This window comes from Paracoccus gahaiensis (assembly GCF_005048225.1).
In the GTDB taxonomy this organism is placed as follows: domain Bacteria; phylum Pseudomonadota; class Alphaproteobacteria; order Rhodobacterales; family Rhodobacteraceae; genus Paracoccus; species Paracoccus gahaiensis.
This window is the reverse complement of record NZ_SUNI01000045.1, coordinates 1-11,351: the sequence shown is the minus strand read 5'-3', so window position 1 is coordinate 11,351 and position 11,351 is coordinate 1. Positions and strand designations below refer to the sequence as shown.

Here is an 11,351-nt window from a genome sequence, read left to right as displayed (position 1 = left end):
ACCCTGGGCGGGCGGATGGGTGGCGGGGTCTTTTCCCCGGCACTGGTCATGGGATCGCTGACCGGCCTGGCCTTCGGGATCATCGCGACCACGCTTGCGCCCGGATATTCCGGAAGCGTCAACGTCTATGCCTTCGCCGGCATGGCCGCTGTCGGGGCGGCGGTCTTGGGCGCGCCGATCTCAACGGCGCTGATCGTCTTCGAGATGACGGGCGACTGGCAGACGGGCATCGCGGTGATGACCTCGGTGTCGCTCAGTTCGGCCCTGGCATCGACCCTCGTGAAACGATCCTTCTTTCTGACCCAGCTGGAGCAGCGGGGCATTCATCTGTCCGAAGGACCCCAGGCTTGGCTGCCTCATCAGCTTCGCATCACCCCGGTCATCCGTGTGCTGGGTGCCGAAGATGCCCCGGCGGAAGATCTGGTCCGGTCCCTGGCCGAGACGCATCCTACGGTGGCCCCCACCACGACCCTGGCCGAGGCCTTGCCCCTGTTCGACCGCTGCGGCGCTGTCTGTCTTGCCGTGATGGCCTGCGACGGCCCGGATGATCCTCCGCGTCTGATCGGCAGCGTTCACCACATCGACGTCCTGCGGGCCTTGAATCAGGCGCTGGAACGGACAGCCGCCGAAGAGCATGGATGACCCGTATTTGAGCCTGGACCTCTGCGGCCCAGGTTTCAGAGACACCGTCGCGGGACCCTGTGTCGACCTTCGATGACAGCGGCATTCAGGCGCGATCGACATGTCGAACGGTCACGACCACCCGTAGCCAGCCAACGGCACGTTTCGGATCTCCGGCTGTGATCCGATTGGCGCGCAGAGGCGCATCCAGATGCCCGATGTCGCGGCTCTCATGAAATCATCTGCCCAATTGTAGAGCGAATGACCGACATCCTTGAATGTTTTTTCGCCCGTCGCTGGTCATCTTCGCATTCCTGATCGAGGGTGCCCGGCGATGGAACGCGGCCGGGACGCGGGTCTGGTTGCCGAGGTTGACCAAGATGCCCCGCTCGATCGCGCCTCGAACGACGACAGATGCACCTCCGACAGCCATGATCGCGACCCGGACCGCGATCATGGGTCGAACATAACAGATCCGCGACAGGCCGGACGAAAGCGCAGGCTGGCATGTCGACGATGGAAGGCAACCGACCGATGACCACCCACTCTCTCCCGGCCACGCCGAAGACCGTTCACTGGGGCCGCTTCTGGTCCGGACTGCCCCCGGTGCTGGAGATCGACGCCGGCGACACCCTGACGATCGAGACCCATTCGGGGCGCGAGGAGGTGCTGCCGCCCGAAGGGTCGGGCATGACCGTCGCCCCGGCGCTGCGGGACATCCTGGCGACGGACCTGCCCCGGCGGGGGCATCTGCTGACCGGGCCGGTGGCGATCCGGGGGGCGCAGCCCGGCGATGTTCTGGACATCCGCATCGATGCGGTCGAGTTGGGCGCGGACTGGGGCTTCAACCTGGTGCGGCCCAGTTCGGGCACGCTGATCGGTGAGTTTCCGGTCTCACAGCAGGCCATGACGCTGATCCCGGTCGATCGCGCGGCCCGCACCGCGCGGCTGCCCTGGGGCGCCGTGCTGCCCCTGAACCCGTTCTTCGGGGTGATGGGCGTCGCCCCGCCACCCGAATGGGGAGAGCTGACCTCGATCCAGCCGCGCCTGCACGGGGGCAACATGGACCTCAAGCTGCTGACGCCGGGCGCCACCCTGTCGCTGCCCGTCCATGCCGAGGGCGCGCTCTTCTCCTGCGGCGACGGGCATGGCTGCCAGGGCGACGGCGAGGTCTGCATCACCGCGCTGGAGATGTCGCTGATCGGCACCTTCACATTCACGCTGCGCAAGGCCGGCAATCATTCGGTCACCTTGCCTCAAGCCGAGACGGCGGACGAGATCATCTCGATGGGCTTTCACGCCGATCTGGACGAGGCGATGCGCATCGCCCTGCGCCAGATGATCGCCATCATCTGCGAACGGACGGGCATCACCCCGACCGAGGCCTACCAGTTCTGCTCACTCGCCGTGGACTTCGCGGTGACCCAGACCGTGAATGGCGAAAAGGGCGTTCACGGTCGGCTGAAAAAGACACTTCTCACCAAAGGCTGACGACATGAAGACGATTCCTTTCCTGACAGGCGCCTGCCTTGCGGCCACCCTGGCACTTCCCGCCGCCGCCGCGGACCTTCGCATCGGTCTGGCGGACGATCCCGACACGCTCGATCCCGATCAGTCCCGCACCTTCGTGGGCGAGATCGTCATGGCGTCGATGTGCGACAAGCTGGTGGGCATCGCCCCGGACGCGACCATCATCCCGCAGCTGGCCACCGAATGGAGCACTGCCGAAGACGGCATGTCGTTGACCATGCAGTTGCGCACGGGCGTCACCTTCCAGGACGGGACCAGCTTCACGGCTGAGGATGTGGTACGCAACATCGAACGGTCCCGCGATCTGCCGGAAAGCCGTCGCAAGAGCGAGCTGACCTCAATCACCTCAGTGACGGCGGATGCCGAGGATCGCGTGACTTTCCACCTGAATGCCCCGGATGCTACGCTACTGGCGCGGCTCGCGGCGCGGTCCGGCATCATGCTGTCCCCGGAGGCCGCCGAGGCGGCGGGTGCCGATTTCGGCAGCGCCCCGGTCTGCATCGGCCCCTACGCGTTCAGGGAGCGGGTCCAGCAAGAGCGGATCGTGCTGGAAAAGGATCCGGACTACTATGCGGCCGAGGATTTCCACTTTGATACGGTGACCTACCTGCCGATCCCGGACGCGACCGTGCGCTTGGCCAACCTGCGTTCGGGCGATCTGGATCTGGTCGAGCGCGTGGCTACCTCGGATGTTGCCACCGTTCAGGGTGATCCGGATCTGGCCTATGCCGAGGTGCAGGGCCTCGGCTACCAGGGGATCGTCGTGAACGTCGCGAATGGCACCGGGGCAGGGGACCACAACCCGCTGTCGCAGCATCCCGAACTGCGCCGCGCCCTGTCGCTGTCCATCGACCGAGAGGCGCTCAACCAGGTCGTCTTCAACGGGCTGTTCACCCCCGGCAATCAGCCCTTTGCCCCGGGTTCACCATGGTATGACGCCGAGACGCCGATGCTCGTCCGGGATGTCGAAGTGGCGCGCGCGTTGATGGCCTCGGTCGGGGTGGACAGCGTCGACATGACCCTGACCGTTCCCAACAACCCGATCTCGCAGCAGGTGGCCCAGGTCATTCAGGCCATGGCCTCGGAAGCGGGGTTCAATATTCAGATCCAGGCCCTGGAGTTCGCCACACTTCTGTCGTCGCAGACCGCCGGAGATTATCAGGCGGACCTCAGCGGCTGGTCCGGCTATGTCGATCCGGACGCGAACCTGCACCAGATGGTGACCTGCGAGGGCGGCATCAACGATACCCGCTACTGCGACGCCGAGGTCGACCGGCTTCTGAACGATGCCCGCAGCGCCACGGATCCGGTTCTGCGCAAGGCCAGCTACGACGCGGCGCGCAAGATCCTGGATCGCGACCAGCCGCTGATCTATCTGTATCACCCGACCTGGATCTGGGGGATGGAGGCAGGCCTCAGCGGCTTCACCCCCTATCCCGACGGGCTGATCCGCCTGTCCGGGGTGACGCTGGACTGATCGCAGGGCTACCGCCCGCAAGGGGCGGTGGCTAGAGCGTTGAGCGGGGGTATGGTGCGGCGGAAAGCCGTGCTTTCTATTCTCGCCCAGGTGCTGCGATCTTGCGGATCAGTCGGGAGATGGGCCCCACCGCAAACTGAGATGATCAAAATCTGCAGCCTTGGATGGCCGTTCAGACGCTGTGGCCGGCACAGCGTGCCGTGTTGCGGATGTGCTGCTGCATGTGCTGCCGCGCCCCTTCGGCATCTTGGCCTTCCAGGGCAGCGATGATGGAGCGGTGTTCCTCGATGGATTGCAGCATGCGTTCAGGGTCGGTGTTCGGAATGGGCTGGCGCTGCGTTTCGCTGAGCAGGTGCTGCATGTTGGCATAGACATTGGCCAGCATCCGGTTGGGGCAGGCATCGGCGATGCCCTGATGCAGGGCCAGATCCGCCCCGACATGGGCCACCAGATCGCCGCGATGCCAGGCGTCTTGGAATGTCTTGGCGGCGGACTGCAGCGTGTCGATTGTGTCCCGGGTCATGGCCTCTGCCGCCAGCGCGCAGATCTCGGCCTCGATCAGCAGCCGCGTCTGGAAGACGTCGCGCAGGTCATGCGCGTCGTCGTACCGCCAGACCGCCTGTGCGGGCCGGGACGCCGGGTCCCGTACGAAGGTGCCGCGGGCGGGAAGGGTCTGGACAAGGCCCAAGGTCTCCAGCGTCAGCAGGGCCTCGCGCAGGGTGGGCCGGGAGACGTTCATCTGCTCGGAGAGAACGCGCTGCGAGGGCAGGCGCTCGCCCGCCTTCAGCTTGCCCGAGCGGATCATGTCCTGCAATCTGCGCGCAATCATCTGCGTCACGGGCGCCTTGTCCCACATCATGTCCCAACTGCCTTTCCTGGCGGCATCTTGCCCGTTGTCATCTGCACATCCCGCGACAGGCATTGCAAACGCATCCCGACCGTGGCTTGATACTGGTCAGACCGGTTAGGCCGGTCAATCCAAAATTATAAGGACGGGGAGTTACCATGCCGGGACAGGGAATGCGACTGACAGGATTGACCATGGCGCTGTTGGCGGGGACGGCGCTGTCGGCGGCGGCGCAGGAGACGCTGACGGTCGGCGCCAATATCGGCAACGTGCCATGGGAGTTCCAGGATGAGTCCGGCGAGTTCGTCGGCTTCGAGATCGACCTGGTGGCGGCCGTGGCCGAACGCCTCGGTGCCGAGGTCGAGACGGTGAACATTCCCTTCAACGGCCTCTTTTCGGCGGTGCAGTCGGGACGGATCGACATCGCGACGTCCTCGATCACCATCACGGACGAGCGTCTGGAATCGGTCAGCTTCGCCCAGCCCTATTACGACAGCGACCAGTCGCTGACCGCCCTGGCCGAGGGTCCGGCCTCGCTGGCCGAGATGGACGGCAAGGTCGTCGGCGTCGATACCGGATCGACCGGCGACATGTGGGCGACCGAGCAGGCCGAGACCTATGGCTTTGCCGACATCCGCCGCTATGAGGGGCTGGCACCCGCGATGCTGGACCTGCAGGCGGGGCGGATCGACGGCTATGTCTCGGACATTCCGGCGCTGCAATACTATGTCCGCGACAAGCCGCAACTGGAGGTGGTCGAGCGCATTCCGACGGGCGAGACATACTCGATGATGTTCGCCAAGGATGCCGAACTGGCGACCCAGGTGAACGCCGTGCTCGACGATCTGAAGACCGAGGGCGTGCTGGCCGAGTTGCACCAGAAATGGTTTGGCGTGGCGCCCGACGAGGGCTCGTCGACCGTGACCGTCCTGCCGATGCCGGCGCTGGACTGATCCGAAGACCCGGGTCCGGGCCGGTCCCGGACCCGAAAGGACGCTCATGGATATTTTCGACACCTTCCTGAACGCCGAGGTCATGCGGCGGACCTTTCCCATGCTGATGCAGGGATTGTGGATCACGCTGCAGCTGGGGGCGGCCAGCATCGTGGCGGGGCTGGCTCTGGGGCTGGCCTTGGCCATGGCGCGGCTTTACGGACCCGGGCCGCTTCGGGTCCTGACCCGGTTCTACATCGACATCTTCCGGTCGATCCCGCTTCTGGTGCTGCTGATCATCGTCTATTACGCGCTGCCCTTCGTGGGGCTTCGCCTGTCGCCCTTCGTCTCGGCCATGAGCGCGCTGACGCTGGTCTCGGGCGCCTACACGGCCGAGATCTTCCGCGCGGGCATCGAGGCGATCCCCAAGGGCCAGTTCGAGGCCTCGGCCGCGCTCGGTCTCAGCGGACGCCAGACCATGGCCGACGTGATCCTGCCGCAGGCGGTGCGGATCGTCATTCCGCCGCTGACGAACAATTCGATCAACGTGGTCAAGGACACCGCGCTGGCCTCGGTCGTCGCCATGCCCGACCTGCTGAAGCAGGCCACGCAGGCGCAGGCGCTGGCCGCCAATCCGACGCCGCTGATCGTGGCGGCAATGATCTATATCGCGTTCCTCTGGCCGCTGGTCGCGCTGGTGTCGCGCATGGAACGCCGCTTTGCGGCCCGGAGGCGCTGAGATGACCGGTTTTGTCAGCATCAGGAACCTGCGCAAGTCCTATGGCAGCTTCGAGGCCCTGAAGGGGATCGATCTGGACGTGGCGAAGGGCGAGGTTGTCTGCATCATCGGCCCCTCGGGATCGGGGAAATCGACGCTGATCCGCTGCATCAACCGGCTGGAGGCGTTCTCGGAGGGCAGCGAGATCCGCGTGGACGGCATTCCCGTCACCTCGGGCCGCGCCCTGGCCAAGGTCCGCGCCGAGGTCGGCATGGTCTTTCAGTCCTTCAACCTCTTCCCGCATCTGACCGTGCGCCAGAACGTCATGCTGGCCCCCCGCCGGGTGCGCGGCACCACCCGCGCCGAGGCCAGCGCCCAGGCCGACCGCCTGCTGGACCGCGTGGGCATCGGCAACCAGGCCGACAAGTATCCCGAGCATCTGTCGGGCGGCCAGCAGCAGCGCGTGGCCATCGCCCGCGCGCTGGCGATGGAGCCGCAGGTGATGCTGTTCGACGAACCCACCAGCTCGCTCGACCCCGAGATGGTGGGCGAGGTGCTGGACGTCATGCGCGATCTGGCCCGCACCGGCGTCACCATGATCGTCGTCACGCACGAGATGGGCTTCGCCTCGCAGGTGGCCGACCGCGTCATCTTCATGGATGCGGGACAGATCGTCGAAGAGGGGCCGCCCGCACAGGTGCTGTCCCATCCCCGCGAACCCCGCACGCGCGACTTTCTGGGCGCCGTGCTGAACCACTGAAAAGAGCTATTCGATGACACAGCTGGACATGGCTTACGTGCAATCCCAGTTTCCCGGCCTGACCGATGACTGGGTCTTCTTCGACAATGCCGGCGGATCGCAGATCGCACAGCCCGCGCTGGACCGGATGGTCGAGTTCCTGACCCACCGGAACGTGCAGATCGGCGGCAGCTATGCCGTGTCCCAGGCTGCCGCGCAGGCTCTGGCGGCAGGGCGGCAGGCGGCGGCCACGCTGGTCAATGCCGCACGACCCGAAGAGATCGTCTTTGGCCCCTCGACCACGGTGCTGATGGGCAACCTGATGCAGGCCATGCGCCGTCAGTTCGCGCCGGGCGACGAGGTGATCGTCACCATGGCCGATCATGAAAGCAATATCGGCCCCTGGACCCGGCTGGAGGAGTTCGGCGTCACGATCAAGGTCTGGCCGCTGAATGCGCAGACGATGGACCTGCAGCTGGCCGATCTGGAGCCGCTGATGTCCGAGCGCACGCGACTGGTCTGCGTCACGCATGTGTCCAACATTCTGGGCAAGGTTCATCCCATCGCCGACTTCGCGCGGTTCATCCATGACCGGGGCGCGCTGATCTGCGTCGATGCGGTGGCCTATGCCCCGCACCGGCTGATTGACGTGCGGGCCTGGGATGTCGATTACTATGTCTTCAGCCTCTACAAGGCCTACGGCCCGCATGGCGCGCTGATGTACGGGAAATACGACCTGCTGGCCGGGCTGGACGGCCTCTATCATTATTTCTACGGCAAGGACAAAGTCACCGCCAAGCTGGAGCCCGGCAATCCCAGCTACGAGGCCGCCTATGCCACCGACGGCATCCTGGCCTACCTGACCGGCCTTGCCCGACACCATGGCGCCACCGGCGACGATCGTGCGCTGCTGGCCGCCGCCTATGACCTGATCACCACCCAGGAGGATCTGCTGACCGACCGCCTGCTGGCCTGGCTTGGCGCCCGCAACGATTGCCGGATCATCGGCGAGGCGGCTAACCGGGACAGCAACCGCGTCCCCACCATCGCCTTCAAGTTCGACGGCCTCGACTCGGGCCAGCTGACGCAGGCAATGGACGATCACGGCATCGCCATGCGCTTTGGTGATTTCCACTCGCGCCGGCTGGTCGAGCATCTGGGCGAGGACCACGAGGGCGGCGTGCTGCGCGTCTCGATGGTGCATTACAACACCGTCGCGCAGGTCGACCGCCTGACCGAGGCGCTGACCACCATCCTGGCGGAGGCGGCATGAGCGGTCTGGATCTGGTCATCGCGGGGGGCACGGTCGTCACCGCCGCCGACAGCTATGCCGCCGATATTGGCATCCGCGACGGGCGCATCGCCCAGATCGGCGAGGGGCTGACCGGGGCGGACCGCATCGACGCCTCGGGCCTGCTGGTCCTGCCCGGCGGGATCGATGCCCATGTGCATCTGGACCAGCCGACCTCGGACGGGACGGTCATGGCCGACGGTTTCGCCAGCGGCACGCGCTCGGCGGCGGCGGGGGGCAACACGACGGTCCTGCCCTTCGCGCTGCAGATCAAGGGCCAGTCCCTCCGCGCCTGTGTCGAAGAGTACCACCGCAAGGCCGAGGGCAGCTGCCACACCGATGTCTCGTTCCACCTGATCGTCACGGACCCCACCCCGCAGGTCCTGGGGCAGGAACTGCCCGCGCTGGTGCGCGACGGCTACACCTCGTTCAAGGTCTTCATGACCTATGACGATCTGGTGCTGAACGACGCACAGCTGCTGGACGTGTTCGAGGTCGCCCGCCGCGAACGCGCGCTGGTCATGGTCCATGCCGAGGGGCACGATGCCATCAAGCACCTGACCCGCCGGCTGGAGGATCAGGGCCGGACCGCGCCCTATTACCACGGTCAGGCCCATGCCGAGATCGCCGAGCGCGAGGCCACCCACCGCGCCATCAGCCATGCCCAGCTGATCGACGTGCCCATCGTGATCGTCCACGTCTCGGGCCGCGATCCGATGGAGCAGATCCAGTGGGCCCGCGCCCGCGGCCTCAAGGTCCATGCCGAGACCTGCCCGCAATACATCGCCCTGACCGCCGAGGATCTGCGCGGCCTGAACATGGATTTCGAGGGCGCGAAATACGTCTGCTCGCCGCCGCCGCGCGATGCGGACAGCCAGGCGGCGATCTGGCAGGGGCTGCGCGATGGGACGTTCGATCTGTTCTCGTCCGACCATTGCCCGTTCCGCATCGAAGGGCCGGCCAGCAAGGACAATCTCCGCGCCCGGACCTCGTTCAAATGGGTGCCCAACGGCATCCCCGGCGTGGAGACCCGCCTGCCGATCCTGTTTTCCGAAGGGGTCAGCAAGGGCCGGATCAGCCTGCAGCGCTTCGTGGCGCTGACCTCGACCAACCCGGCGCGGCTGTATGGCCTTTACCCGCAGAAGGGCAGCATCGCCATCGGCGCGGATGCCGACCTGACGCTGTGGGACCCGACCCTGACCCGGCCCATCCGACAGTCATCGCTGAACCACGGCTGCGATTACACCCCCTATGAGGGGATGGAGATCACCGGCTGGCCGGTCCGCACCTTGTTGCGCGGTAGAACCATCGCCCGGGACGGGGTTCCGACCGGGGATACTGGTGGCACGCATCTGGCCCGCGCCATCAGCGAGACGTTTGGAAACATCTGATCCTGATGTCGCGGGGACGACGATCTGATGCGCAGAATTCTTCGTGATATCCAGAAGCCGCCGGACATTGGCTGTGATCAGTATCGCCATTGATTGTGGACAGAATCGCTCCGACAGCGGCGCTGGTCTCATCCAGCAGGAACGAGCGAAACTGCGTCGAAGCTGCCCGCGATACCGAACTGACGCGTCCCATCCCGCAGCAGGAATGACGCATCACACGCCGCTGCGGCCCGCGCGGTATACATGATCTTGGCACGAAGGAGTCATGGTTTTCGGCAGCCTTAGGTGTTCAGTCCCGGCATCGGGTGGATCGGGTTTAGGATGAATCTGTCTGGCTCGGATGTCCAGATCCTGCAGATGTATTCGTAAGGCGTGAGGCCGCCAAGGGTCTTGATCCGCCGCGCGAAATTGCAAGCGGCCATGAAGTCGGCGAGATGGAGGACTGCGAAAATGGCCAAGGATGACGGGCATTCGATGAGCCAGACCTCGGTATTGCCCAAGCATCATCAGGTCTATTTGGTGCTTCGGCAGCAAATCGCGGACGGCGTCTGGACTGCAGATGAGCCGATGCCCGCCGAGGTTCAATTGGCGGACATATTCGGAGTTTCCCGGATCACAATCCGCAAGGCGATGGAGCGATCGACCTCGAAGGCAGCGTGCAACGCAGTCGGGGCCGGGGAACATTTGCAAGGATAGGATCCGTCGGATTGCCGGTCGGGGCCTCGTTGTCAGGGAATTTCGAGAACCTCATGGCGCTCGGCCTCAAGACGCGTGTATCGGTCATTGACCTGCGTTTCGTGAACACCCCTCCCGAGATCGCGGCGCCGATGCAGATCGAACCCGGCACACGTGTCCAACGTGCCGTGCGGCTGCGCAGCCTTGAAGGACGGCCCTTCAGTCACCTGACAACCTGGCTGCCAGCCGATATCGGTGAGGCGATCACGCAGGACGATCTCGAACGCACATCGCTGCTGCGTTTGATCGAAGGCACGGGACATCGCGTTCACAGCGCCCGGCAAACCATTTCGGCCTGCCTTGCAGCCCCGGATGTGGCCCAGCTTCTCCTCGTGGAACCCGGAGAAGCGCTGCTTGCGATCCGGCGCACGGTTTTTGACGTCGACGGACGTGCAGTGGAACGGATCCATGGTCTGTATCGCCCCGACACTTATGAACATGAAATGAGCTTCGACCGCAGCGCGGACGAGGCCTGCAAAGTTTGGAATACCTGATTTGGAAGGACTCCGGCCATGAGCGGATTGAAACGACTTCTCGGCACGGGCGGTCAGGGCATTCTTGCGCCCGGCGTCTATGACGCCTTCGGGGCACTTCTGGCCCAGCAGGCGGGATTCGAATGCCTCTACCTTTCGGGGGAATCGATTGCCTATACCCGACTTGGCCGGCCCGATGTTGGACTGGTGACCGCATCAGAGCTCGCCGACACCCTGACCCTGATCCCTGATCCGTGATCGCGTGCCGCTTCCGATCATCGTCGACGGCGACACGGGCTTTGGTAATGCAATGAACGTGAAGCGCACGGTGCGTCTGTTCGAACGCGCCGGGCATCTGGACTGCAGCTCGAAGACCAGGGCTTTCCGAAGCGCTGTGGGCATCTCAGAGGCAAAACGCTGGTGCCAACTCTGGAAATGGTTGGAAAGATACGGGCCGCCTGCGACGCACGGGGTTCCTCGGCGTGAGCTGCTGCCGGTTTTGTGGACGGCAGGTTAAGCTAGCATAGCGCGCGCCTCGAACTCCATTGGGCTGAGGTAGCCCAGTTTCGAATGGCGCCGCCGCGGATTGTAGAAGCG

Annotated in this window: 12 protein-coding genes and 2 pseudogenes; 11 read left to right on the top strand and 3 right to left on the bottom strand. The window is 65.1% G+C overall.

Annotated elements, in window-relative coordinates:
* From FA743_RS19490 to FA743_RS19480, 3 genes are all read left to right on the top strand, one after another.
* Nucleotides 1-642: CBS domain-containing protein (locus FA743_RS19490; RefSeq protein WP_211242342.1), on the top strand; the 642-nt coding region annotated here is incomplete at its 5' end.
* Between the two features lie 513 nt (nt 643-1,155).
* On the top strand, nt 1,156-2,112 hold the full coding sequence (locus tag FA743_RS19485) for an acetamidase/formamidase family protein (RefSeq protein WP_136887725.1): 957 nt from the start codon (nt 1,156-1,158) through the stop codon (nt 2,110-2,112).
* A gap of 4 nt (nt 2,113-2,116) precedes the next feature.
* The gene (locus FA743_RS19480; RefSeq protein WP_136887724.1) at nt 2,117-3,628 is read left to right on the top strand and encodes an ABC transporter substrate-binding protein; all 1,512 of its coding nucleotides are present in this window, start codon (nt 2,117-2,119) and stop codon (nt 3,626-3,628) included.
* A gap of 172 nt (nt 3,629-3,800) precedes the next feature.
* Here the strand turns inward: FA743_RS19480 and FA743_RS19475 are convergent, their stop codons facing one another.
* On the bottom strand, nt 3,801-4,487 hold the full coding sequence (locus FA743_RS19475; RefSeq protein ID WP_211242341.1) for a FadR/GntR family transcriptional regulator: 687 nt from the start codon (nt 4,485-4,487) through the stop codon (nt 3,801-3,803).
* 182 nt (nt 4,488-4,669) lie between these two features.
* On the opposite strand from FA743_RS19475, the gene FA743_RS19470 reads away from it, so the two are divergent.
* Genes FA743_RS19470 through hydA form a run of 5 tightly spaced genes read left to right on the top strand, consistent with a single transcriptional unit; the run spans nt 4,670 to nt 9,546 of the window.
* Complete coding sequence (locus FA743_RS19470; protein WP_246055067.1) at nt 4,670-5,428, top strand: transporter substrate-binding domain-containing protein; 759 nt, start codon at nt 4,670-4,672, stop codon at nt 5,426-5,428.
* Nucleotides 5,429-5,474: 46 nt separating this feature from the next.
* Nucleotides 5,475-6,146: an amino acid ABC transporter permease gene (locus FA743_RS19465; protein ID WP_136887722.1), complete on the top strand. Its 672-nt coding sequence runs from the start codon at nt 5,475-5,477 to the stop codon at nt 6,144-6,146.
* A 1-nt stretch (nt 6,147) separates the two neighbouring features.
* The gene (locus FA743_RS19460) at nt 6,148-6,885 is read left to right on the top strand and encodes an amino acid ABC transporter ATP-binding protein (RefSeq protein WP_136887721.1); all 738 of its coding nucleotides are present in this window, start codon (nt 6,148-6,150) and stop codon (nt 6,883-6,885) included.
* Between the two features lie 13 nt (nt 6,886-6,898).
* Nucleotides 6,899-8,137, top strand: a complete 1,239-nt coding sequence (locus FA743_RS19455; protein WP_246055066.1) for a cysteine desulfurase-like protein — start codon at nt 6,899-6,901, stop codon at nt 8,135-8,137.
* Nucleotides 8,134-9,546 carry a dihydropyrimidinase gene (hydA, locus tag FA743_RS19450; protein WP_136887720.1) on the top strand — a complete coding sequence of 471 codons (1,413 nt, stop codon included), beginning with the start codon at nt 8,134-8,136 and terminating at the stop codon, nt 9,544-9,546. Before FA743_RS19455 ends, hydA begins: the two co-directional genes overlap by 4 nt.
* 281 nt (nt 9,547-9,827) lie before the next feature.
* On the opposite strand, the pseudogene FA743_RS19445 reads toward hydA, so the two are convergent.
* Nucleotides 9,828-9,983 (bottom strand): annotated as a pseudogene (locus FA743_RS19445) (IS481 family transposase); the annotation flags it as partial.
* A 13-nt stretch (nt 9,984-9,996) separates the two neighbouring features.
* Here FA743_RS19445 and FA743_RS19440 point away from each other — a divergent pair.
* The 3 genes and pseudogenes from FA743_RS19440 to FA743_RS19430 form a co-directional block, all read left to right on the top strand.
* Nucleotides 9,997-10,242, top strand: coding sequence for a GntR family transcriptional regulator (locus tag FA743_RS19440; RefSeq protein ID WP_169308953.1), 246 nt, complete (start codon nt 9,997-9,999; stop codon nt 10,240-10,242).
* A gap of 53 nt (nt 10,243-10,295) precedes the next feature.
* Nucleotides 10,296-10,775: a GntR family transcriptional regulator gene (locus FA743_RS19435; protein ID WP_136887718.1), complete on the top strand. Its 480-nt coding sequence runs from the start codon at nt 10,296-10,298 to the stop codon at nt 10,773-10,775.
* 18 nt (nt 10,776-10,793) lie between these two features.
* Nucleotides 10,794-11,225: pseudogene (locus FA743_RS19430) on the top strand (isocitrate lyase/PEP mutase family protein); the annotation flags it as partial.
* 42 nt (nt 11,226-11,267) lie between these two features.
* Here the strand turns inward: FA743_RS19430 and FA743_RS20875 are convergent.
* The coding region (locus FA743_RS20875; protein WP_342774431.1) for an IS3 family transposase at nt 11,268-11,351 on the bottom strand (84 nt) is incomplete at its 5' end.

What these genes read in the sequence shown, in the direction of transcription:
- FA743_RS19455 (WP_246055066.1), top strand. Translation starts at nt 6,899, where the DNA reads ATGACACAGCTGGACATGGCTTACGTGCAATCCCAGTTTCCCGGCCTG.
- FA743_RS19465 (WP_136887722.1), top strand. Translation starts at nt 5,475, where the DNA reads ATGGATATTTTCGACACCTTCCTGAACGCCGAGGTCATGCGGCGGACC.
- FA743_RS19460 (WP_136887721.1), top strand. Translation starts at nt 6,148, where the DNA reads ATGACCGGTTTTGTCAGCATCAGGAACCTGCGCAAGTCCTATGGCAGC.
- hydA (WP_136887720.1), top strand. Translation starts at nt 8,134, where the DNA reads ATGAGCGGTCTGGATCTGGTCATCGCGGGGGGCACGGTCGTCACCGCC.
- FA743_RS19440 (WP_169308953.1), top strand. Translation starts at nt 9,997, where the DNA reads ATGGCCAAGGATGACGGGCATTCGATGAGCCAGACCTCGGTATTGCCC.
- FA743_RS19475 (WP_211242341.1), bottom strand. Translation starts at nt 4,487, where the DNA reads ATGATGTGGGACAAGGCGCCCGTGACGCAGATGATTGCGCGCAGATTG.
- FA743_RS19470 (WP_246055067.1), top strand. Translation starts at nt 4,670, where the DNA reads ATGGCGCTGTTGGCGGGGACGGCGCTGTCGGCGGCGGCGCAGGAGACG.
- FA743_RS19485 (WP_136887725.1), top strand. Translation starts at nt 1,156, where the DNA reads ATGACCACCCACTCTCTCCCGGCCACGCCGAAGACCGTTCACTGGGGC.
- FA743_RS19435 (WP_136887718.1), top strand. Translation starts at nt 10,296, where the DNA reads ATGGCGCTCGGCCTCAAGACGCGTGTATCGGTCATTGACCTGCGTTTC.
- FA743_RS19480 (WP_136887724.1), top strand. Translation starts at nt 2,117, where the DNA reads ATGAAGACGATTCCTTTCCTGACAGGCGCCTGCCTTGCGGCCACCCTG.